Raw genomic sequence first — 23664 nt, 5'->3', positions numbered from 1 at the left:
ATATGAGCCGGTAGACACATAAGTGCTCACACGACTCACGAAAAAACAGCCAAGAAGCAAGCTGTCGTTCCCACAGGAGCGGCAGCTTTTTATTAAAAAATGAATGTATGCGTTTTTGTCGCTAAAGGGCGAGTGCAATTCCTTGAATTTGTCAAAAGCTTTTTAAATATTCGCACTTTTAGGGATAGGCAGAATCGGCTATTTATATTAGAGTTTAATTAAAGACTCGAACTTGCCGGATATCATGCGGCCGATCTACGATCCGGTATCAGTATTGAATCCATTGGACGGAGGGAAAAAACGTATGCTGCACATTGTGAACGGGGATTCGGTAGCGAAGAAACTGCGGCAAGGCTTGGTGCCTGATGACATTTTGGTGTGGCGGGAAGTGTACCCGCACGGCCCGGTTTTTGAAGAACCGGCCGCAGTGGATCATCGTAAGAAACGGGCGCGGTATTTGGAACGGACATTAGGCATTCCTCGCTCCGAGTATATCATGATCAGCGAAACGCAGGATAAGACGCTGGCCGGTTACAGTCAATACAAGGAAGTCGTGCTGTGGTTCGAGCATGATTTATTTGACCAAGCGATGTTATGTTATTTGCTTCACTGGTTCTCAAAGCAGTTTTTATCCCAAACCAAACTCAGTCTGCTGTCCATCGGCGAATTCCCGGGAATCGAACCTTTCCGCGGACTTGGACAGCTGACGCCGGAGCAGCTGCAGAGCTTATCCGGTACGTGGAAATCTGTCAGCCCCGAAGCGATGGAGTTAGGCAGCGCATTGTGGCAGGCTTATTCCTCGAGCGAACCGGACAAGCTGCAGAAGCTGCTTAGCGAAGATACGTCGGCTCTGCCGTTTGCGCAAGAGGCATTTAAGGCTCATCTGTCGAGGTTTCCTTCAGTGCGCAACGGACTTGGCTGTGTAGAGCAGATGACGCTGGAACTGGTTGAGACCGGAATAAATTCCCCGGGGGAGTTATTCGGACATGTCAGCGGCCGTCTGCATATATTGGGAATTGGCGATCTGCAGTATTGGCATATTTTGAAAAAGTTGTCGCAGGGGCCTTACCCGCTGCTTAGCATCAGAGGAATGGACGGATTTCCGGCGTATGACGCACCTACCGCGTCTTTTGTCCATGGCGAGATCGCTTTGACGGCGTTTGGAAGAAGTGTATTAGCCGAAGAGGCGGACCGGGCCGCAAAACAAGGGATCGACGAATGGTATGGCGGTGTGCACGTGCAAGGAAAGCAGCCGCGGTGGCGCTGGGATACGGTCCGGCAAACGCTGTATGAAACGGCGGAAGCATAAATTCATTTGTTCAAAAGCTCGCTGCCGCTGTGCTTGAAGAAAGTATAGAATGTTCACTTCGGAGGAAGTTTAGCAGATCGATGTATCGCACCATACCATATTGTCGAGACGACCTGCACGAATCCGGCGATATAAAAAGGAAGCGCAAATTCGCCGGCATCGATCAGGTGTCCGAATGCGCCTGGCCATAGGATCGTCCCCAACCGCAGCAAAAAAGACGTTGCTCTTGAGCGCCAAGTGCGTTTGCTCCTTTTGGTCTGTTCGTTCATAACAGCCGCGCGGCTGCCGCGTGTTCCGAGATTCAACATCGTGCCGCCGGCGTTCAGTACGGCTGCGGCCCAGAACCATGGCGTCCAAGGCAGAGCCAATACGCAAAGGGCACCTGCCAATTGCAGGGTAACGACCGGTTTCACGGCGCCGAATTTGTTGGACGCATGGACAATAAGCAAGGAGACAATGCCGGTCAGGAAATAAGAAACGGATATCACCAAACCGATCGAATAGGCGGGTACTTCGAATTTTACCGCTAACCAATAAGAGGTCATCGTACCTGTCAATGCGACGGCTATGCTGTTAAGCAGATGGACAAGGGTGAGTAGTTCGTCTCTTGGGCCACGCCATGCACGGATGACCGAGGCCAGTACCAAAAGCCCGAGGACGGAAACGGGAACAAGCGCGGCGCCCAAAGGAAATTTGCGATCCCATAGCGGAAATGAGAGAGCCAGCAGGACAGCGAATACAACGGTGAGCAAGCTAAAAATATTCGCTTTTCGCGGCTTGGGTGAAGGCGCGGCGTCCTGTATGCGCTTAGGTTCGTCATGTATAGCGCCCAGTTCTAACGTATGCGAATCCCGAGTGCGCGTCTTGGCGTCGCTTGGCGGTGGCTGAACTCCACCTGCATGCCCGCGTTCATCAATGGGTGCATCTGTTTTTCTACGCTCGCCTCCCCTGATATTGATCAATAGCAATATACCTGCTAGAGAAAATGCCGCAATCAGTCCGAATAAGGGACGGTAAGCTTGAGCGCCCGGCCATATCGGCTGAAGATAAGGTGTGAGCGCCGCAAACAAAGAACCGATTGAGAGACCCCAGTAGCTTAACAAGGCGTTGACGCCAAAAATCGAGTTTGCATGTATGCGCCCGAACGCCCCGATCCAGCGGCGCTCAATCGGCGCTGCGGGCCCGCCGGAACCGGTATGGCCCATCCCGAAGCCGGCGCATATCACGGCAGCGCATAAGGCGATGCCGCTGTTTGTCAGCATGATCGTTAACGCCGCTGCTCCTGTTAATGCTTCGAACAACAGCAAATACCGCTTGGGTCCGAGAAAGCCGTTCAGCTCGCCGGCAAATGAGGAAGCGAGCGTCCTAAACAGTCCGGCAGCCGCGAATAATAAACCGACAGTACCGCCGCTCCAGCCAAGCTCTTTCAGGTATAGACTGGTGGATACCAAGGCGATGCCTTGACACATGCTGCGGATCAAAGCGGAGAGCTGCAGCAGCTTCAGCGTTGGATGGGAAGCAAATCCGTTTTTGAAATGTATCATTTGCGCCAGCACCGTTTACTTAGAAAGTTAAGGTCTTATCCGACCTTACGGCCTTATCTTAACATGTAATTGTTGACACCTATTGTCAGTGATTGCCCGTCTGCACGATAATGGGGTTATAGGGTGTTCGATAATGCGCATGTGATAAGGGGGCTGCACGAAATTGCGCGCCGACAGATTGATATCGATTCTTATGATGCTGCAGATGGAAGGCCGGATGACAGCGGCGGAGCTGGCCCGGCGGCTGGAGGTGTCGGAGCGGACGATATACCGGGACATGGATGCGCTCAGCATTTCCGGCGTCCCCGTGTATGCCGACCCGGGTGTCGGGGGAGGTTTTGTTTTGCCGGCGAATTATAAAATGACCATCGGCGGATTGACCACTGCGGAGATTCAGGCCGTGTTTATGCACCTGGCAGGAGGTTCGTTTGAGCAGCTTGGCATCGGCCCGCCGCTACGATCGGCCTTGCTGAAACTGCTGCATGCGTTGCCTGATCAGAGCCGACGGGATGCGGAGTGGATTCAGCAGCGGATTTATCTCGATCCGGAGTCATGGAGTCAGGACGAAAAAACCGCTCCTTATCTGCAGGCGGCGCAGCAAGCCATATGGGAGCAACATGCTGTCACGATGACTTATACAAGCCGCGAGGGGCATGAGTTATGTTTGAAACTCAAGCCATACGGCCTTGTGGCCAAAGCCGGTGTCTGGTTTCTGGTCGGAGAAACGGAAGGAAATGTGCGGGCGTTTCGTTTGCTGCGTATAGATTCGCTGGAGGGAAAACAGGAGGAGCGTTTCGTCCGCCCCGAAGATTTCGATCTTCAGGTGTTTTGGCAGGAATGGCTGGAGAAATACGAATCGAGGTAAAACAAAAACCAGTCCGGTGCAGCAGCTAAAACGGCAGGCCCGGTTCAAAGGGACATGGTGTTAGAATGTCTCGTTTGAACCGGGCCGCAGTTTGCTTGCGTGCAAGGACTGGTTATTTTAAGAATTGACCATGGTCAATGTTTCGGGGTGTTACCTGTCGTTTTACCCGCAGGTGCAGTTCAACACCGGCTTGCGCGCGGCTTGGGTTTCATCCAAGCGCCGTACCGCCGTCGTGTATGGCGCGTTCGTCACAAGCTCCGGATTTTCCTGCGCTTCCTTTACGATTCGAATCATCGTATCGATAAAACCGTCAAGCGTTTCTTTGCTTTCCGTCTCCGTCGGCTCGATCATGATGCATTCTTCCACGTTCAGCGGGAAATAAATCGTCGGCGGGTGATAGCCGAAATCGAGCAGCCGCTTGGCGACGTCAAGTGTGCGCACGCCCAGCTTTTTGAGGTTTTTGCCCGACAAGACGAATTCGTGCTTGCATACCCGGTCATATGGCACATCGAAATAAGGAGCGAGCCGGCGCAGCATGTAGTTGGCGTTCAGCACCGCATTTTCGGAAACGGTGCGCAAGCCTTCAGGACCGTAAGAGCGGATGTACGTATACGCCCGCACCAGAATGCCGAAGTTGCCGTAGTAAGCTTTGACCCGGCCGATCGACTGCGGTTTGTCGTAGTCGAAGGAATACGTGCCGTCCGCGGCACGGATAACCAGCGGTTTCGGCAGGAACGGCGCGAGGAACGCTTTGACGCCGACCGGCCCTGCACCCGGACCGCCGCCGCCGTGCGGTGTGCTCATCGTTTTGTGCAGGTTGAGATGCACGACGTCGAAGCCCATGTCGCCGGGACGGGCAATGCCCATGATCGCATTGGAGTTGGCTCCGTCATAATACAGCAGCCCGCCCGCTTCGTGTACGATGGCGGCGATGTCGACGATTTGCTCCTCGAACAAGCCCAGCGTGTTCGGATTCGTCAGCATCAGCGCGGCTGTATCCTGTCCGGCGGCGGCGCGCAGCGCGTCCAGGTCGACAAGACCGTCCGGTCCCGACGGAATTGTCACCGTCTCGAAACCGGCGACCGTGGCGCTGGCCGGATTCGTGCCGTGCGAAGAGTCGGGCACGATCACTTTGGTGCGGCGTTCGCCGCGGCTCTCGTGATAAGCGCGGATCATCATCAATCCGGTCCATTCGCCGTGGGCCCCCGCAGCCGGCTGCAGCGTCACTTGATCCATGCCGGTAATGGCGGCGAGATCGTTTTGCAGCGTGTACAGCAGCTCAAGCGCCCCTTGAATCGTCGATTCGGGCTGATACGGGTGAATTTTGGCGAAGCCGGGAAAACGCGCCACGTCTTCGTTGATTTTCGGGTTGTATTTCATCGTGCACGAACCAAGCGGGTAAAAACCGTTGTCGATCCCGAAATTGCGGCGCGACAGCGCCGTATAGTGGCGGATCACGTCAACTTCGTATACTTGCGGCAGCTCTGCCGGTTTTTTGCGCAGCAGCTTCTCCGGAATCAGCGATTCCGCAGGTACGGCCGCCACGTCGCAAGGAGGAAGGGAATACGCTTTGCGGCCTTCCCGGCTCATTTCGAAAATCAGCGCTTTGTCGTGTTTGACTGTGCCGTCTGTGGAGCCGGAATTGGAGGTAGTATCGCTTACCTCATGTTGCTTATCGCTAATGATCTCGTTCATAACATCGCCTCCAAACGTTCAGCAAATTCGTCGATTTCCGCTTTGCTCCGCCGCTCGGTAACGGCAACCAGCAGGTGGCCCTGCAGCGCGGCGTCATCTTGACCGAGGTCGTAGCCGCCGATAAAACCTTCCCCGATCAGCCGTTCGTTCAGCTCGCGAATGCTGGCGGTTTCCGGCAGCTTCAGCGTAAATTCATTAAAGAACGGACTGCCGTAAGCAAGCGATACGCCTGGAATGCGGGTGAGCACCTCTGCGGCGTAATGCGCCTTCTGCAGGTTCAGTTCGGCGACTTCCTGCATGCCTTGCTTGCCCATCGTCGACAGGTACACCGACGCGCACAACGCGAGCAGCGCCTGATTGGAACAGATGTTGGACGTCGCCTTCTCGCGGCGGATGTGCTGCTCCCTCGCTTGCAGCGTCAGCACGAAGCCGCGTTTGCCGTCACGGTCGACCGTCTGGCCGACGATGCGGCCCGGCATCCGGCGCAGCCATGGCGTCGCTACGGCGAAGTAACCGCAGGTCGGACCGCCGAGCGAAGACGGGATGCCAAACGGCTGGGCGTCACCGACGACAACGTCGGCTCCGAGTGCGCCGGGCGTTTCGAGCAGGCCAAGCGACAGCGGATTGGCGCTGACGATGAACAGCGCGCCATCTTTGTGTGCGATCGGCTCAATCGCCGCCAAGTCTTCGATGCAGCCGTAAAAGTTCGGCGACTGTACAAGCACGCCGGCCGTTTCCTTGGAAACGGCTGCGGCCAGCTGCTCGAGATCGGTCACACCGTCCTTGCAGCCGATCTCTACGATCTCGAGATTCAGCCCATGCGCGCTGGTCGCAATGATCTGCTTTGCTTCCGGATGAATGCCTGCGGAGACGACAAGCTGTTTCCGCTTGGTCGCGCCGTGCGCCAGCGCGCCTGCTTCCGCCAATGCGGTAGCTCCGTCGTACATGCTGGCGTTGGCTGCGGCCATGCCGGTCAGCTCGCAAATATAAGATTGGAATTCGAAAATCGCCTGCAGCTCGCCTTGGCTGATCTCCGGCTGGTATGGCGTATAAGCCGTGTAAAACTCCGAACGCGAGATGACGTGATTGATGACGACCGGGAGATGATGATCGTAGATACCGGCGCCGAGAAAACTTGTGTATTGGTCATGGTCGGCGTTTTTGCCGGCAAGACGGCGCATATGCTTCAGCAAGCCATGTTCGTCGAGCATTGGGGATACGTCTAACGTTCCTTGGAAACGGACGGACTGGGGAATATCCTGAAACAGATCTTCTACCGACGAGACGCCGATCGTTTCCAGCATCTCCTTGCGGTCCTGTTCAGTCGTGGGCAAATAGCGGTGCTGCATCGTTATAGTCACTCCTTATGTCCGGCAGGTGCCGTGCGTTTGTAGAATGGCGCTTTTATGACGACGGCTTCCAGCCGTTTCTCGCGGATCTCGACCTGCACTTTAGCGCCGAGGGCGCTGTATTTCGCATCGATCAGCGCAAGCCCGAGATTGCGCTTCAGCGTCGGCGACTGCGTGCCTGTCGTCACTTCGCCGATAAGTTGTCCGTCGGCATATACCGGGTAGCCGCCGCGAGGGATGCCGCGGTCGATCATTTCGATGCCGACCAGCTTGCGCGGCACGCCTTCGCTTTTTTGCCGGACCAGCGCATCCTTCCCGATAAAATCGTTCTTGCCCAGCTTGACGAAGAAACCGAGATCGGCTTCCAGCGGACTGATCGATGCGGACAACTCATGGCCGTACAGCGGCAGTCTGGCCTCGAAGCGCAGCGTGTCTCTTGCGCCAAGTCCAGCCGGTTCCAGCCCATGGCTTGCGCCGAGCTCCATCAGACGATCCCATAAGCCGGGGGCGTCGCCGCTTTTGACGTACAACTCGAAGCCGTCTTCGCCGGTGTAGCCGGTTCTGGAGACGATGGCGTTGACACCGCAGACCTGGGCGTCCGGCAGAAAACGGAACCCGGTCAACCCGCTGAGCTCCGCATCCATCGCTTTTTGCAAAATAGCTTCGGCGGATGGGCCTTGCAGCGCAAGCAGCGCCGTTTCTTCGGAGATGTTCTGCAGCGTGACATCGTCGAGCAGATGCCGGAGCATCCAGTCGATGTCCTTCTCAATGTTCGAAGCATTGATGACAAGCATAAAATGATCGGCGGAAATCCGGTAGACGAGCAAATCGTCGACCACGCCGCCATCCGGATAACACATCAGGCTGTATTGAGCCTGACCGTCTTCCAGCGCGGATACGTCGTTTGTCGTCAGCTGCTGCAAATACGCTTCGGCCTGTTTGCCGGTCACAAGCACTTCGCCCATATGCGATACGTCAAACAGGCCGGCCCGCTCGCGGACCGCTTCGTGTTCTTTTTGAATGCCGCTGAATTGAACCGGGAGCGCCCAGCCGCCGAAATCGACGATCCGCGGCGAGCCGTATTTCGCGTAAGTGCCGTAAAGCGGCGTTTTTTTGCCTGGATGGTCAGTGGACATAAAGCAATCACCTCACGCTTTGGAATAGTGGATTATTTATAGAATGCGCAAAAAAGGACAGGTTGAAAAGCAGGGGCAATAAGCCGCGGACGGCTTCAGCCTTGCTTTTCACTCTGTCCTTTGTACCTGAGAGTTACCTTGAGCGCTTCCAAAAAAAACGGACGCAGATCAGTTTCCCCTTGGGTGTCCCGCACTGCAAAACAAGCGGGATCTCTCCAGAGCTGCGTCCGACAAAAGTCCTTTTGCCTGAGAGATTCACCCTTGCAAGGGTTTACTCCTTCGGCGTTACCGTCCAAGCGGTAATCTCTCCCTTTGCCATCATCCGCCTATGTTAGAAAAAACTCACTATTCATATTTACTCCAACTGGTCGTATAATGTCAACACCAAACAACATAAAAATATGATTTTTTGTCAATTATATTGACATCTCAAGTTACGATGCTTTAATCTGGTAGCATTAATGGCCTTGGGTAAAGGGCCGCTGCGGAAAGCGAGGCAAGAGCATGTCGGAGGTTAAAGATCAATTGTTGTACAGCAAGGAGCATGAATGGGCGGAGGCCGTATCCGCAAACACGGTGCGGGTTGGAATCACCGCTTTTGCCCAAGAGCAGCTGGGAGATATCGTTTTCCTGGAGCTGCCGGAAGTCGGCGCGAAAATCGCCAAAGACGACAATCTGGGCACAATCGAATCGGTCAAAACGGTGTCCGATTTGTACTCTCCCGTAGCCGGAGTTATTACAAAAGTAAACAACGAATTGATCGATAGTCCGGAAAAAGTGAACAGCGAGCCTTACGGAGCCGGCTGGATGGTTGAGATTGAAGTCGAAGGCAGCACGGAGGAAGCGTTGTCGGGCCTGCTTACGGCGCAGCAGTACCGCGAGCTGACCGAGGAGTAGAACGGGAACAATCGGAGCGCTAGCTCCTCTGATTGTTTACAAGCATATAGGGTTACGAGAGCCGCAGCCGCGGCTCTTTTTGCCGTGAAGCGGCACCCCCCCTGCGCAATTTCCCTAAACTATGCTACATTGTTACTATCTGGTATTTGGGATGAAAGGCGGGGGGCTTTGTGCTGGAACGAATCCATAGTATGAAACTGAAAAATAAAATATTTCTCTCCTGCGTTTCGATTATTGTGCTGCTGAGCCTGCTGTTCTCCAACATTTTGTACCGCTACGTTACGCTGCAGACGACACAGAGCTTCTACGAAAACTCCACGTATTCTCTCATTCAGGTCAGCAACTATATGGACGAGAAGCTGAAAGGGCTGCTGGGCCGGGTTCATGCGATGCAGCTCAACACGTCCTTCGACAAAATGATGAAAAATTTCCTGTATTATGACGAGCCCAATTTTAACGCGATCGCCGTTTCGGAGTTTTCCAATTCATTTTCCGAAATCCGCAGCTCCGATCCTTTTATTTCCTCGATTTTCATGTATACGCCCAAGGGCAATTTCTTCGACCTGACCCGTCCGCTTAAGTATAGCTTTGATTTCAAAAGCTCCCGTCTCTACAAGCAAATCGAGCAGCAGCCGAAAAAAACACTGTATTGGGGAAGCAGCGGCAGCGATGAAATCTACGCCGACGGCAAGCTGGTCATTCCCGTTGTGCTGCGTTTTTCCATTGAAGGGTACAATGGCGATTCGCTGCTTGTGATTAATCTCGATTGCCAGGAAATATACGGCTATTTGGCCGGAACCCAGCCGGGAGAAGGTAGCTGGGCGATGATTATGGACGACATGGGCAAGGAAATCGCCGCTTACCACTATCCGGTCATCAATTCTTTGACAAACGATGCGCAGCTGATGAATCAAATTACGGCCAATCATAACGGGACGCAAACGGTCAATTACGGCTCGGAGGAATACCTTGTCACCTACCAGACGACACGGATCGCGCCATGGAAAATCGTCACGGTTAAATCCGAAAGCATCCTGCTGAAAAATTTGCGCCAGTTCAAAACGTTCACGACCATTATGATGGTCATCGGTGTTTTTGTTTGTTTTTTCTTCGCGCTCATTATTTCCAATTCTTTGATTAAACCGCTGGTGCTGCTTCAGAACACGATGAAAAAAGTGACCGACAAAAACTTCAACATCCGCTTTCATTACAAATACCGCAACGAGGTGGGCCAGCTGGGGGACAGCTTTAACTATATGGTCGGGGAAATGAAAGATTTGGTCGGCAAGCTGAATGCCTCCGTCGCTCAACTGCAGGAGGAGAAGGAGAAGGTCAAAAACGAGCAGCTGCTGAAGCGAAGAGCCGAGCTGCGGTCGCTGCAAGCGCAGATCAACCCGCATTTTCTGTACAATACGCTGGATTCGATCAACTGGAAAGCCAATGAGATCAACGCTCATGAAATTAGCAAAATGACGACTTCGCTCGCTTCGCTGTTCCGCACCGGGTTGAGCAAAGGGCACGAAATCATCCCGATCAAAGACGAGATCAGCCACATATCAAGTTATCTCACCATTCAGCAAATGCGGTACGGGGATAAATTCAGCTATCGCCTCGATATTGAAAATAGTGTTTTGGAGCTTTATACGGTAAAGCTGATTTTGCAGCCCCTGGTGGAAAATGCAATCTATCATGGCATCAAAGAAAAGGACGGCTGCGGAAGCATCGTGATTTCCGGGGCGCAGACGGCGCGGGGCGTCGAATTTGGCATAACGGACGACGGCACGGGCATCTCCCCTCTGCAGATGAAGCTGATTAACAAACGGCTTTCTGAAGGTTTTGTCGTGGAGAAAGACGGTTACGGCATTTATAACGTAAACGAAAGAATCAAACTTCATTTCGGCATGGAATACGGTTTGGAATTTTTCAGCGAACACGGCAAAGGTACGACGGTGAAAGTAGTCATTCCGCAAGTGAAATGGGAGGATGCTCACAAATATGCTTAATATTCTCGTAGTAGACGACGAAAAGACGATCCGGGACGGCATTGTCCGCTCATTATCCGACGTTCAAGAGCGTTATCGCGTAGCGGGCGAAGCGGAGAACGGCGAGAAAGCACTGGAGCTGGTTACAGCTTGCGCCCCTGATATTATTATTACGGATATCAATATGCCGCGGATGAACGGTCTTGATTTTATTGAAAATGTGAAAGCGCTTAATCCGAATGTCAAGATGATTATTATCAGCGGTTACGATGAGTTTGATTTTGCCCAAAGGGCTTTAAAGCTGGGGGTGTCGGAATATTTGCTGAAGCCGCTGGACCGGGAAACCTTGCTTGAAGCTGTCGGCAACGTATGTGCGGAAGTGGAGAAAAGCAATCGCCTGCTGTATGACATGGAGAAGCTGACGCAGCTGATGAGCGAAAACATGCCCGCGGCTCGCGAACGTTTCCTGAACAAACTGATCACCGGAAAGCGCGGGCTTGAGCTGGAGGAAGCGGCAGCCCGGGCGGAATATTTGCAGATGGACCTCAGCGGGGAACTATACACGCTGGTGCTGATGAAAATCATCAGCTCTTCCCCAAGCTCCCCGCATCCGGATGATCCGGCAATCGACAGCGAGGAATTTATCTTAAGTTTTATCCAGAACGCATGGCGCGAGCTGTTTGACAGAAGCGTGCGCGTGCATCCGTTTTTTTTCCGGGAAGGCAAGATCGGTATGCTCGTATGCTCGCAAGAGCCCAGCCGCTCCAAGGTGTTTACGTCGCTTCATCAAAGCCTTGGCAGAATGGCCGCTCACATAGAGCGCAACTTCGGTTTGAACTTGTTTATATCCGTTGGAAACTTGTACGACCGGCTCGCGTCGCTGCCCGAATGCTGCAAAGAGGCGGATGAAGCGCTGCATTACAGCACGGTGCTGGAGCAAGGGGCGATTGTTCATTGCGCGGACGTTCATCTTCGTCAAGAAAAGAGCTACGGCCGTCCGGTCGAGCTGGAGAAAAAGCTGATCGTCCATCTGAAGTTGTGCGAACGCGCGCAGGCTTTTCGGGTGATCGACGAGTTATTCCGGTATTACGCTTCGCTGGATGACGGCGGCTCGGCGTACATCAAAATGATGGTGTTCGAGCTAAGCGTCATGCTGGTGCGTGTATTGGATGAGTCGCTGGGTACGGAGAGCTTGTCCGGTTTGGCGGGCAAAAACTTATATGGAGATGTGTTCCATTGCGCCAAGCTGAATGACCTGCATACCTGGCTGCTGCGGCTGGCGGAAAGCGGAATGGCCGGTATGGAAGAACTGCACCGGAATAAACACGCTTCTTTAATCGAAAAGGTGAAGAGCATGATGGCCGCCTACATGGATGAGCCGGAGCTGTCCGTCGAATTTTTGGCCGAACGCTTATATATTAGTCCCAACTACTTGCGGCACTTGTTCAAAAAGCAGGTGGGAGCTTCGTTTGTTGAGACGTTGACCCGCCTGCGCATGGAGCAAGCTATGGAGATGCTGGCCGATCCGACCGTAAAAATACAGGATATCGCCGAACGTGTCGGCTTTAACGATTCGCGTTACTTCGCTTTCTGCTTTAAAAAATACAGCCAGCTGACGCCTTCGGAATACCGCGAAATGAAGCAGTTGGAGTAATCGCGGTTAGCCTCTCCCGGATCTGAAAGCCGCTTTATTGGCTGTTGCCAGGAGCGTAATATTTTCAACCATGGTTCGTTGAAATTCACTACTTGCCTCCGAAAAGGATGCTATATGATATAAAAGAAAATTAAAACGCTTACATTGGAGGAGAAGAAATATGAAAAGGGTGTTGAAAGCGTTTCATGTAGCTTTACCGACTGTTCTGGCTGTCGCGCTGCTTCCGGCATGCAGCAGCGAACCGGCGGTGAATATTACCGCCGCTCCAAAAGAGGCTGCCAAGGATGCGCCCAAAGACAACAAACCGCAAGCGTCTGCCGGTACTCCCGCAGCCCAAGCGGCGACCAAGATCAAAATATGGACGCAAAACCGCCACGACCAGGTGTACATGACCGACAAAATTGCGAAATTCAACAAGGAAAACAAAGACGGCATCGAAATCGACTACCAGATGTATACGGACAACTATATCCAGACGTTGGATATGGCGTTTGCCACCAATGACGCACCGGATATTATCCAGGACGGCCAGAACGCACTCAAGAAATATTATCCGATGGGTTTCGCCGCGCCGCTGGACAGCTATTTGAAACCTGAAGATAAAGCCCGTTACGGGCCTGGCGCATTTGTAGACAACATCAATATGTACGACGGCAAAATCTATTCGATGCCGCTAAGCGGTACAACGACAAGGCTGATTTACAACAAAGGCATTTTCAAAAAAGCCGGCATTGCCGCGCCGCCCAAAACGCTGGCCGAATTGGTCGACACGGCGAAGACGATTACCGATAAGCTGAAGGGCGAGGGCATTTACGGTTACGCGCAAAATTTCAAATCTCCGGCGAGCGCGCTGCAGCGGTCGATCGACATGATTGTAACCCGGGACGGCGGAGTGGAGGCGGGTTACGATTTTGCAACGGGGAAATTCGACTTTGCTTCCTATAAGCCGGTGCTGCAGGCGTACCGGGATATGTTTGTCAAAGGCGCGATGTTCCCGGGGACGGAAAGCCTGGACATCGACCCGCTCAGAACGCAGTTTGCGGCAGGCAAAATCGGCATGTACATCTCATGGACGCATGCCGAGCCGGGTGTCTACAAGGACCAATTCCCAACCAAGGAGGATTGGGACGTCGCCCCTCTGCCTACGGCTGACGGAACAGCCAAAGGCTCGCAAATGCTGCAAGGCGGAACGGGGTATTTCATGAACGCCAAATCGAAAAATTTGGATAAGGCGTGGAAGGTTATGCAGTATTTATACAGCGACGATGTGGAAATCGGTTATCATGAGGCCGGTTACGGGTCGATTATGATTCCGACCGTGCTGCAGAAGGCGAAACAGCCGGACACGATCAAGCAAAGACCGGGCCTTGCCTTTACCGATTCCGATAAACTGTGGCCTGCCATTCCGCTGAATGTGAAACCCGAAGGACAAGATATGTACCAGGTGTTTGTCGGTTATATGCTGGGAGCCAAGGAATATAGCGATCTCGACAAAACGCTGGAGGATCTGAAAACGCGTTATAACACGGCCTTCGATAAAGCGGTTGCCGACGGCTCGTCCAAACGGATCGTCTATGCTGGCTTCGATCCGAAGGATCCGACCAAAGCGATGAATAAATAAGCGGCGAATGGATTGAGCCTAGCGCGGGCGGTCGCGCGAAGTGCCGCTGTAAATAGAGGAAAAGGGGCTGCCGGCCGAACGCGGCGGCCCCTTCATAAGGAGAGATGACCGGTGGAGACCCAACTGGCAGGCGCAAAGCCCGGTTTTGGCGTCATGATCGCCAAAAAGTTCAAGAACAAGCGGCAAATTTATTTGATGCTGCTGCCCAACGTGCTGATTTTCTCGGCTATGTCCATCTACCCGATCTTATGGGTGCTCAAATATATGTTTTTTCAATACGATATGACCTCTCCGGCCAAATTTATCGGGCTTGATAATTTTGTCCGTGCCTTTACCCGTGACACTTATTTCTGGAGGACGGTCCTGAATACGCTGGTTTATGTGGTCGGAAAACTCGTGTTGACGTTGCCGTTTTCCTTTTTATTGGCACTGCTGCTGAATAAGAAGTTTAGGGGCAACCGTGCGGTGCAAGCGATGATTTTCAGCCCGACGATCATGAGCGCGTCCGTGATGGCGATCATCTTTTATTTTCTGTTTAACGCCTACAACGGGGACGTCAACCATTATTTGATGAAGCTCGGCATCATTCATTCGCCGGTCAACTGGCTGGGCCAGGATTACGCAATGCTCACGGTTATCATTGTGGGAGCGTGGGGAGCGCTTGGCAACTATATGGTGTACTTTTTGGCAGGACTGCAAAGCATTCCGAACGATATATACGAAAGCGCGGAAATCGACGGGGTAACCCCGTGGCGCAAGCTGTGGAGCATTACGATTCCGATGCTCGGGCCTGTGTTGAAGATCATCCTGATGTTGGCCATTACGATTGCTTTTCAGGATATGCAAAGCATCATGGTGCTCACCGAAGGCGGGCCAAACGGTGCCACAGAAGTAATGTTCCTGTATGTGTATAAATTTTTCTTCCCGCTTTCCGCAGGCGGGCTCGTTCGTGCCGAATTCGGCTACGGTGCGGCGTTAAGTGTCATATCGGCTGTCATTGTCGGGGGCATCACGATGATCTATTTGTTTTTCACCAGGAAACTGGATGAAATTTACTAAACGGGGGTGAAAACGATGGAACGTTGGACGGCTGGCAAAATATTGACCAGTACCGTGACTGTACTGTTTATTGCGGCTATGGCGCTGTTTGCGGTCTACCCCGTTGTATATGCGCTGCTTGGCTCCTTAAAGACTAATATGGAGCTGACTTTGGGAGGCACATTCCTACCGGCAAAACCGATGTTTCAAAATTATATCGACGCATTCCAGAAAGCGAAGTTTATATTGTATTCCATCAACAGTGTTGTGCTGAGCGTAATGACAACAGTGCTGGCGCTGATTACGTCCTCGCTTGCCGGATATGTCGTGGCGCGGCATCAATTTGTCGGCAAAAAGCTGCTGATGAGCTTGTATCTCGGTTTGATGTTTGTGTCGCTCGGAGCCGTATCGCTGTACCCGCAGTACATTTTGATGTACCAGCTGGGGCTGACCGGAAATCTGCTCGGGCTTGCAATTGTGCTGACCGGCGGGCAAGCGGCCAATGTATTTCTTATTATGGGTTTTACCAAAAGCATTCCGAAGGAATTGGATGAATCGGCGTTTATGGACGGCTGCTCGCCGTTTCAAATTTACCGGACGATTTTGCTGCCTTTGATCAAGCCGATTCTGGCGGTGGTTGCTTTATTCACTTTCCGTTCGACATGGAACGATTACATCACCTCGCTGATTTTTACGATGTCCAGACCCGAGCTAAAGCCGCTTACCGTGGCCGTCGTCAGTTTGCGTTATTCCACCAACGCCGCAGCCGAGCTTAACATTATGACGGCGGGCGCAAGCATCGCTTTGCTGCCGATTCTGATTGTGTATTTGCTGGCCAACAAGCAGTTTATTTCGGGATTGACCGCAGGCGCGATCAAAGGTTAAGCGAACGGTGGACCGCGAGGAGACAGCTGAATAGTCAGCTATCACGTGTTCAGCGTCTTCACCGGCCGCGTGGGGTTCGATCGCCGTTCATAGAAACATCGTTCAAGGACCAACGGGGAGGTTGTTTTCATGATTCAGTTTACCGAAGAGGAAGTCGCCTCGCTGCGCCGGAAAGCCGCAACAAACGGGAATATTGCGGGCAAGCTGCTGGAAAGTGTCGAACCTGTGCTGAAGCACGGGATTAACATTCCGGACAAAGCGGTCGCAACCTGGACGCTCTTTTATTATTGCCCGGTGCATTCGGTTCAGTTGGAGCTGCGGTATGATGAAGGCCGGCGGCACCGCTGTCCTGTCTGCGACAAGACGTACGAAGGAGAGCCCTATGACGGCGCTTGGTGGCGGTTTGTCAACGGCATGAACGCCGATAGCTGCCGTGATCTGGCGCTGCTGTGGATGCTGACCGGCGAGGAGAGGTACCGGAGTATTGCCGAGGAAATATTGCTGCAATATGCGGCTTATTATCCGGGATACGAAATTCACGGAGGCATTCCGTACAACAATCCGGGCAAAGCGAACGCCCAGACGTTGTGCGAAGCGATGTGGATCCGCAGCTTGGCGATGGGCTACGACATCATCAAGGACACGCTGCCCCAGGACAAAAAAGCTCGGATTGAAGGCGATTTGTTTACAGTTTGCGCGGAATTTCTGATGCAGTACAGAATGGACCAGATCCATAACCACGAGGTGCTGGTCGGCGGCGGTATCGCCATGCTTGGCGTGCTGCTTGACAGACCGGATTATGTGGAGTTTGCGCTTCATTCCAAATACGGGCTTGCTTATCAGTTGGAACACGCCGTGCTGCAGGACGACTTCTGGTTCGAGGGTACGTTCCACTATCACTACTTTGCGTTGGAAGCGTTTATGACGTTTGAAAAGTTTGCCCGGCATACGCCGTACGGCTTATTGCACCGTCCCGAATACCGCCGCATGCTGCATATGCCGGTGCGCCTGCTGCAGCCCGGCTTGCGTCTGCCGCAAGTGGGCGACGGTGTCGGCGATATTTTGCATAAGCATTTACCGGAGTTTTACGAATTTGCCTACGCCGTCTACGGAGATTCGGAGTTTGCCTGGATGCTGAACGAATATTACCGGACCCGTGAAAGGGACAACATCGAAGCTTATTTGTACGGAGCGGAAACGCTGCCTGATGTGCCCGCATTTGACCTGGTGGATTATCACGACGACGAGAATTCCGGTTTTACGGTCATACGCGGCGGGTCCGGGCAAAAGTATTTGCTGATGAAACACGGGCGGTACGGTGGAGAGCACGATCATTACGACAAGCTGGGCATTCATTTCTCGGCTTTCGGGGAAGATATATTGCCAGATTTGGGCACGACCGGTTATGGAGCACTACATCATTACGGTTATTACAAAAATACGGCGACCCACAACACGGTGGCGATCAACGGAGCCAACCAGCCGCCGGCCAACGGCAGAACGGTGCGGTACGAGCGGGGGGACGGGCAAATTTTGCTCGAAGCGGAAGCGGTGTGGGACGGTTCGTTTCCCGGCATCGATTCGCTGACCCGGGTTGAATGGGACGAAGCCGCTTATGAAGGTGTGCGGATGCGGCGGCTTTTATTGTGGCAGGACCGCTATTTCGTGGAGGCGTTCCTTGTCTCCAATGCGACCGGCCGAACGGTCGATTGGATTGTTCACTGCCGGGGTGAGCGCACGGGGGAGCGGCTGGATCCGCAACAACTAGCCATGCTGGAGGTGTTGTCCGCCGACAAGCCGCTCAAGTATGTCCGCAAGGTGCAAAGCTTAACGCCGAATGGCATTGTGCATACGCATTGGAAATCGGGCGGCAGCGCGCTGAGTTTGTTCAGTTTTTGCAGCGATGCCAGCACGGTCATTTACGCCAAAGGGCCGGATAATCCGTCAACCGGCGAGCTTTCCTATATGCTGAATAGGGTGGAGGCGGACGGGGACGTGCTTTTTGTCAACGTGTTTGAAGCGTATGAAGGGGAAGATCCGTATATTCGCAGCGTCGCGGTACAATGGGTCGATGGACGTGCATCGGAAGGTGACCGGGGATCGGAAGTCGACAAAGGATGGGAAACCGGCCGGGAACCGGAAGAAGGCTTGGAAGCGAATGGCGGACGGCGGGTCAAGGTGATCTTGACCTGCGCTGACGGCGTAAAGGAGCATCCATTCGAGATAGGCGTCTTGTCATAAGAGAGAGGCTGCTGTCTGCGTACAACATGCTGAACTATGCGAGCGAGGCATGGAACCCCCAACCTCTCATATTTGGGAGATAATGAGACATTCCAAGGTCATCCGATCTTCTTAGCGTCCTCGGACCCCTTCGAACATCTTTCTAAAAGCTATTATTCATGCGGCGGTGCTGCTCCGGAAGTCAAGCGGAGGCAGAACCTCCGCATTTTTGTCGTGGCGATTATGTACGGCAGAACGAAATCGGGTACACTTGAAGAATAGTTGCGGGTTTGTTACTGTTTTGTAACCGATCGCGGATACTCAAGGTTTACTATGTAACATAGACAGGTTTGGACGGCTTTTGCGATGCACAAAGTCGGCGGAAAGGAGATGAGGATTGGAGAATGAGAATTCCGCCCATTGTTCAAAAAAGCGCGGCGATTGGCTCGGTCGCAGTTCTGTGCCTCTGCTCCGCTTGCGGCATTATTCAGTCGCCGGAGTCGTATATGCGGCTGCCGAAGCTGCCTGCGGAGCAGGAAGCGCTGAAGACAACGATCGAGCAGTCGCTGCCTGCAGGCGCGGTGCTTGTGCGTCCGAAGACGCCGAATCGTTACGGGACGATCCCGGTGCTGGATCTGGACGGGGACGGCGTGAAGGAAGCGGTCGCTTTTTACAAGGAGCAGACGAGCAGTCATATCATCGGCGAAGTATGGAAGCAAAAGCCGGACGGCGGCTGGCAGATGGCGGCCCGGCTTCCCGAGGAAGGGAGCAGCCTGGAGGAACTCAGCTTTCAGGATTTGACCAACGACGGTCAAATCGACATCGCGGTTGGCACCTCGCTCAGCAACGCCCAGCCCAAAGGACTTAGCGTATACGGCTGGGACGGGACAAATTGGACGGCCAAGATGAAGCTGACCTACTCCAACTGGGCGGTGGGAGATCTGAACGGAGACGGTAAGAAGGATATCTCGGTGGAAACGGAAAAAAGAAACGGCGGCCTGACCAGCTCATCTTTTACGCTGATGCAATACGACGGGCAGCCGGTTACGCTGGGGACGATCGAGCTTGCTTCCGGCATTAACGCCGTCTATTCGATGAAGCTTGGCAATGTAGCGGCGGGACGGCAAGGCGTTGTGCTGGATATGAGCGTTGGCGCACACTCGTCGCAAACGCAGCTTGTCGTATTTGATCAAGATGAGCTCAAGACGCCGCTGCCGGTCGAACGGACGTTTAAAGCTTACAGCGGACTTAGCGAAGACGCGGACGGGGACGGCATCATTGAAATTTCCGGTATGAAGCAGCCGCCCGGCTGGGAGCAGGAGCCGATGTATAAAATTCCTTGGATTATGACGTACGCCCGGTGGGACGGAGATAAAGGCCTTATCCCCGTTATGGAGCGCTACAATAACCTCGGATTGGGGTATTATTTTAACATTCCCAAGGATTGGGGCGATGGCTACACGGTGGAAATCGACGGGGAACACATCGTGCGCTTCGTCTCTTATCCCGACCGGAAGCAGCTTGCCGCGATCCGTATGTTTTCGCTGGAGGAGTGGGCTCAAGAGACAAGCGATGCTATGCAGCAAACGCCGCAAGGCTCGCAAACGCAGGAAAACGTACAAGAGGCGTTACAAGGCTCAGCATCGTCTCTATCTTCGCGAGAGTCGCAGCTTTCGGAAATGTCGCCGCCGCAATCATCACTCGCCGCAAGCCCGCCGGTGCTGGCAGCGTCATCCTCGCAGTCGCAATCGGCTGAAGGGACGCCGCCAGCACCGGCAGCCGGAAGTGCCCAGCCCGATTCCTGGCAGGAACTGGCCCGCACATCGCAGATTGTATATGCCATCGACCGGGAGCATGCGGAGCTGCGGACCCAATTTCATCTGACCACGGAAACGAAAGGAGAGGACGACCATGGATAAAGTGCTGGTGCTGGAAGATGAGGAATCCATCCGCAGCTTTGTCGTGGTGAACCTCAAGCGCCACGGCTACGAACCGCTGGAGGCGGTGGACGGAGAGCAGGCGCTGTCGCTGCTGCAGCGCCATCCGGATACGGCGGTGGCGCTGCTTGACGTGATGGTGCCGGGCATCGACGGCTTCGAGGTGTGCCGCCGCATTCGTGCAAGCGATGAAACGATCGGCATTATTTTTTTAACGGCCAAGGTGCAGGAGCGGGACAAAGTGATGGCGCTGTCGCTTGGCGCCGACGACCACATCGGCAAGCCGTTCAGCCCGGCCGAGCTGATGGCTCGGGTGCAGTCGCTGCTGCGCAGGGTGCGGCTGCTGAAGGCGGCGCCGCTGGGAGCTGCGTCGGCCGAGGTGTGCCGAAGCGGCCCGTTTGAGCTGAGGGAAGCGGAACAGCGCTTCGCCAAAGACGGTGCCATTGTCGATCTGACGCCGACCGAGCTGGCGCTTGTCCGTTTTTTCATGCGCAATCCGAACGTTTCTTTAAGCCGCGACAAGCTGCTGGATGAGGTATGGGGCGTCAATTACGTGGGCGATCCGAAAATCGTCGACGTCAATATCCGCAGGCTGCGCCAAAAAATCGAGATGGACCCGTCCAAACCGGAGTATATCGAAACGGTATGGGGAATGGGCTACCGCTGGAAAGGCGAGCCGTCATGAGCAAGGGGAGCCTGAAACGGCATGTGACCGTCCGCTTTATCGCCGTTGTGCTGGTGACGCTGTTTTTGCTTGAGGGCGTATTTTTTGTCGCGGTCCGGCAGTTTTACTACAACAGCATTCTCAGCGTGCTGGCCAATCACGCCAAGGTGACATCTTCCTTTTACAATAAATATTCGGGTGAAGTATCAAGCACGAATTTATCGTTCCAATTAAATACGCTGCTGCAGCAGTATGCCCATCCTTCGGCCGAGCTGCAAATCATCAATCGCGACGGCCGGCTGCTCGCCGCATCCTCCGGTTTTTCCTCGGATGAACGGATTGCGACGGGTGACGTGAAATTGGCTTTTAAAGCCGCGCAGACGGAAGTGTGGAAAGGGTATCAGCCGGGCACGGGAGAGCATGTGATGTCTGTTGCGATTCCGCTGCTGGATCACGGCCAGCCGTTTGTGCTGCTGCGTTACGTAACTTCGCTGAAGGAGGTGGACCGGCTCCTGCTGGTCATTTATGCGGTTTCCGCCGGGATCGGTCTGGCGGTGCTGGGCATCGTACTAACGCTCAGCGGGTCGCTTGCCGGCAGCATCGTCCGGCCGATTCGCGACATAACGGCCGCCTCCTCGCGTATGGCTAAAGGCGAATACGAAACGCGGGTGCAGGAGGCCGGACCGGACGAGGTCCGCGAGTTGGGCCGGACGCTCAACTACATGGCTTCGGAAATCGAACGGACGGAAAAGCTGAAGAACGATTTTATTTCTTCCGTTTCCCATGAGCTGCGTACGCCGATCAGCGGCATCAAAGGCTGGAGCGAAACGATCCTCACCGGAGAGATGCAAGATGCGGAGGAAACGCGATTCGGATTGCAGATGATTTCCAAAGAGACGGAGCGGTTGATCGGCCTTGTTGAGGAACTGCTTGATTTTTCCCGGCTATCTGAAAAGCGGATCGTATTGGAATGGGGTGAAGTCGAGCTGGAGTCGCTGCTGCGGGAGGTGCTGCTTCAGGTCCAGTCCAAAGCCGACCATAAGCGGCTGAACCTGATCTGCGCGGTTGGGCAAGTCCCGGGCAAGCTGCATGCGGACGGCAACCGGCTGCGCCAAGTATTCCTCAATGTGCTGGACAATGCGATCAAATATTCACACCCCGGCGGTTCCATATGGCTTGAAGCGGAAATATCGGAAGCTTCGGCAGAAGAGGATAGCAGCGGCGCTGCCTCGTGGGAATTGGCCACAGCTAAGAGAGGCCGGGACACGGGCCCAGATTCCGGGGAGCCGACCAAGCGGACGGTCACCGTCCGGGTACGGGACGAAGGCATCGGTATCGCTGCGGATCAACTGCGCCATGTTGGGGAAAAATTTTACCAGGTAAATCCCGGCGCCGAAGGAACCGGGTTGGGACTGGCCATTTGCCGTGAAATTATGGAGCTGCATGGCGGCAAGCTGCTTATCGAAAGCGAGCCGGGTCAAGGCACAATGGTAACGGTGGCGCTGCGGCTTGAGCCTGGTTTGGCATTGTAACCCCTTTGTTACCAACTTCGACCGTTCGCGGGGTATGATGGGTTTGCAGCCGAGCAGTTCTGCATTTGGCAAATTTCAATGGAGAAAGGAACCCGATCTATATGAAAAAAACGATTAAAACGATACTGACGCTGAGCGTAGTAAGCTCCATATTATTATCCGGCGCGAGCGCCCTCGCACCGCTGAACGTGTTTGCCGCGGAGGACGCGCAAGCGATTCCGATTTTGCAGCCGATTGATATACAAGCTGAGGAAGCTCCCGCGGCGGTGGCAACACCGGTAACCGCAACGGCCAAAGAAGTAAACAACGAAGATGAAAACTTAAAGGCCGCTTTGAAGATTCCGGTGCTTTCCGGGTTGAAGGATACGGAATACCAGGCCAAGGTGAACGCCTTGATCGAGTCGACCGCCATGAAGGATCTGGAGAGCTGGAAACAAAGGGCCAAAGAAAATAACGATGCGGCCAAAGCGGGAGGGTTTCCCGTCAGACAAGGGGAAATGATGGTCGTCTACGAGCTGAAATCGGACGGCACCGGATGGCCGCCGGACATCGTTTCGCTGCGTGTAACGACATACGGTTTTGCCGGCGGCGCGCACGGAGAGACACGTACCGACTACTACAACATCATGAACACCAAGCAGGCCAGAGCGGCCCAGCTTTCCGATTTGTTCGGACCTGAATACAAGACGATTGTCGATAAGGCAGTCCGGGAAGGCATCGCGGCGAAGCCGGAAAATTTCTTCAAGGACACGTTTAAAGGCATCGACGACACTCAAGGTTTTTATATCGAAAACGGCGAAGCGGTGATCGAATTCCCGCAATATGCGATAGCGCCGTATTCGTCCGGCCAGCCGGCCTTCCGGATTCCGATTCCCGGCAACGAAAGCGCCTTGCCGCAGTCGTGGACGCTGAACATCGCGGGTGAAGCGATTCCCGCGGATCAAGGGAAAGTGATCGTTTCTCAAGATAAAACGATCATGGTCCCGCTCCGGCTGCTCGCCGACAAGCTTGGTTATGAGTTAACCTGGAACTCCGCCGACTCTTCCGCCGAGTTGAAGAAAGGCGCTCAGTGGACCAAGGTGACGCTGGGCAAAGATGCGTACTTTTTCGCCAAGGAGGCTCCGTTCCAGCTAGGTGCAGCGCCGATCATCGCTGACGAAAAAATGTACGTGCCGCTTGCCTTTGCGGACAAAGTGCTGAAAGCGTCCGTAACCAAAACGCCGGCCGGCGTGATCCAAATCTCGCAGCAGCCTTAAACTAGTTGTGACCGCCGGCAGGGCGGCGCACCCGAAGATAAGCTTGAATCGTGCCATTTACCGCACGGTTTAAGCTTATC

17 protein-coding genes and 2 riboswitches are annotated in these 23664 nt (G+C 54.0%); of the genes, 13 read left to right on the top strand and 4 right to left on the bottom strand.

Annotated features, from left to right (window positions below):
- Positions 1-304 precede the first annotated feature (304 nt).
- The gene (locus tag EYB31_RS04955; protein WP_131012180.1) at positions 305-1309 is read left to right on the top strand and encodes a DUF1835 domain-containing protein; all 1005 of its coding nucleotides are present in this window, start codon (positions 305-307) and stop codon (positions 1307-1309) included.
- A gap of 53 nt (positions 1310-1362) precedes the next feature.
- Here EYB31_RS04955 and EYB31_RS04950 read toward each other — a convergent pair whose 3' ends face one another.
- On the bottom strand, positions 1363-2853 hold the full coding sequence (locus EYB31_RS04950) for an MFS transporter (RefSeq protein WP_131012179.1): 1491 nt from the start codon (positions 2851-2853) through the stop codon (positions 1363-1365).
- A 163-nt stretch (positions 2854-3016) separates the two neighbouring features.
- Here EYB31_RS04950 and EYB31_RS04945 point away from each other — a divergent pair, with 163 nt between their 5' ends.
- Complete coding sequence (locus tag EYB31_RS04945) at positions 3017-3718, top strand: helix-turn-helix transcriptional regulator (protein ID WP_165452218.1); 702 nt, start codon at positions 3017-3019, stop codon at positions 3716-3718.
- A 162-nt stretch (positions 3719-3880) separates the two neighbouring features.
- Here EYB31_RS04945 and gcvPB read toward each other — a convergent pair whose 3' ends face one another.
- The 3 genes from gcvPB to gcvT are packed head-to-tail and all read right to left on the bottom strand — an operon-like array spanning position 3881 to position 7898.
- Positions 3881-5413, bottom strand: a complete 1533-nt coding sequence (gcvPB, locus tag EYB31_RS04940) for an aminomethyl-transferring glycine dehydrogenase subunit GcvPB (RefSeq protein WP_131012177.1) — start codon at positions 5411-5413, stop codon at positions 3881-3883.
- Positions 5410-6762 carry an aminomethyl-transferring glycine dehydrogenase subunit GcvPA gene (gene gcvPA, locus EYB31_RS04935; protein ID WP_131012486.1) on the bottom strand — a complete coding sequence of 451 codons (1353 nt, stop codon included), beginning with the start codon at positions 6760-6762 and terminating at the stop codon, positions 5410-5412. Before gcvPA ends, gcvPB begins: the two co-directional genes overlap by 4 nt.
- Positions 6763-6770: 8 nt before the next feature.
- Positions 6771-7898 (bottom strand): glycine cleavage system aminomethyltransferase GcvT, encoded by a 1128-nt coding sequence (gene gcvT / locus EYB31_RS04930; protein ID WP_131012176.1) that lies wholly within the window; start codon positions 7896-7898, stop codon positions 6771-6773.
- A 111-nt stretch (positions 7899-8009) separates the two neighbouring features.
- A riboswitch (glycine riboswitch) is annotated at positions 8010-8119 on the bottom strand.
- A 3-nt stretch (positions 8120-8122) separates the two neighbouring features.
- Positions 8123-8220: riboswitch (glycine riboswitch) on the bottom strand.
- A gap of 182 nt (positions 8221-8402) precedes the next feature.
- Here gcvT and gcvH point away from each other — a divergent pair.
- The 11 genes from gcvH to EYB31_RS04875 all read left to right on the top strand — a co-directional run bounded on the left by gcvH (position 8403) and on the right by EYB31_RS04875 (position 23584).
- Positions 8403-8795 carry a glycine cleavage system protein GcvH gene (gene gcvH, locus EYB31_RS04925; protein WP_131012175.1) on the top strand — a complete coding sequence of 131 codons (393 nt, stop codon included), beginning with the start codon at positions 8403-8405 and terminating at the stop codon, positions 8793-8795.
- A gap of 191 nt (positions 8796-8986) precedes the next feature.
- Positions 8987-10798 (top strand): sensor histidine kinase, encoded by a 1812-nt coding sequence (locus EYB31_RS04920; RefSeq protein WP_131012174.1) that lies wholly within the window; start codon positions 8987-8989, stop codon positions 10796-10798.
- Positions 10791-12431, top strand: a complete 1641-nt coding sequence (locus EYB31_RS04915) for a response regulator transcription factor (protein ID WP_165452217.1) — start codon at positions 10791-10793, stop codon at positions 12429-12431. The genes EYB31_RS04920 and EYB31_RS04915 overlap by 8 nt, the downstream gene beginning before the upstream one ends.
- Before the next feature lie 160 nt (positions 12432-12591).
- Positions 12592-14052 carry an ABC transporter substrate-binding protein gene (locus tag EYB31_RS04910; RefSeq protein WP_131012172.1) on the top strand — a complete coding sequence of 487 codons (1461 nt, stop codon included), beginning with the start codon at positions 12592-12594 and terminating at the stop codon, positions 14050-14052.
- Positions 14053-14163: 111 nt separating this feature from the next.
- Positions 14164-15111, top strand: coding sequence for a carbohydrate ABC transporter permease (locus tag EYB31_RS04905; protein WP_240762075.1), 948 nt, complete (start codon positions 14164-14166; stop codon positions 15109-15111).
- A gap of 15 nt (positions 15112-15126) precedes the next feature.
- Positions 15127-15975 carry a carbohydrate ABC transporter permease gene (locus tag EYB31_RS04900; protein ID WP_131012171.1) on the top strand — a complete coding sequence of 283 codons (849 nt, stop codon included), beginning with the start codon at positions 15127-15129 and terminating at the stop codon, positions 15973-15975.
- 129 nt (positions 15976-16104) lie between these two features.
- A complete protein-coding gene (locus EYB31_RS04895) occupies positions 16105-18216 on the top strand; it encodes a heparinase II/III domain-containing protein (protein ID WP_131012170.1) in 2112 nt (703 codons plus the stop codon).
- 383 nt (positions 18217-18599) lie between these two features.
- A complete protein-coding gene (locus tag EYB31_RS04890) occupies positions 18600-20114 on the top strand; it encodes an FG-GAP repeat domain-containing protein (protein WP_131012169.1) in 1515 nt (504 codons plus the stop codon).
- Complete coding sequence (locus tag EYB31_RS04885) at positions 20107-20817, top strand: response regulator transcription factor (protein WP_131012168.1); 711 nt, start codon at positions 20107-20109, stop codon at positions 20815-20817. Before EYB31_RS04890 ends, EYB31_RS04885 begins: the two co-directional genes overlap by 8 nt.
- Positions 20814-22328 carry a sensor histidine kinase gene (locus tag EYB31_RS04880; protein WP_240762072.1) on the top strand — a complete coding sequence of 505 codons (1515 nt, stop codon included), beginning with the start codon at positions 20814-20816 and terminating at the stop codon, positions 22326-22328. The genes EYB31_RS04885 and EYB31_RS04880 overlap by 4 nt, the downstream gene beginning before the upstream one ends.
- Positions 22329-22429: 101 nt before the next feature.
- Complete coding sequence (locus tag EYB31_RS04875) at positions 22430-23584, top strand: stalk domain-containing protein (protein WP_131012166.1); 1155 nt, start codon at positions 22430-22432, stop codon at positions 23582-23584.
- Positions 23585-23664 lie beyond the last annotated feature (80 nt).

The sequence above is a fragment of the Paenibacillus thalictri genome (assembly GCF_004307995.1).
GTDB classification, from domain to species: domain Bacteria; phylum Bacillota; class Bacilli; order Paenibacillales; family NBRC-103111; genus Paenibacillus_AF; species Paenibacillus_AF thalictri.
The sequence above is the reverse complement of the archived record's forward strand: the minus strand, read 5'-3'. Positions and strand labels throughout refer to the sequence as shown.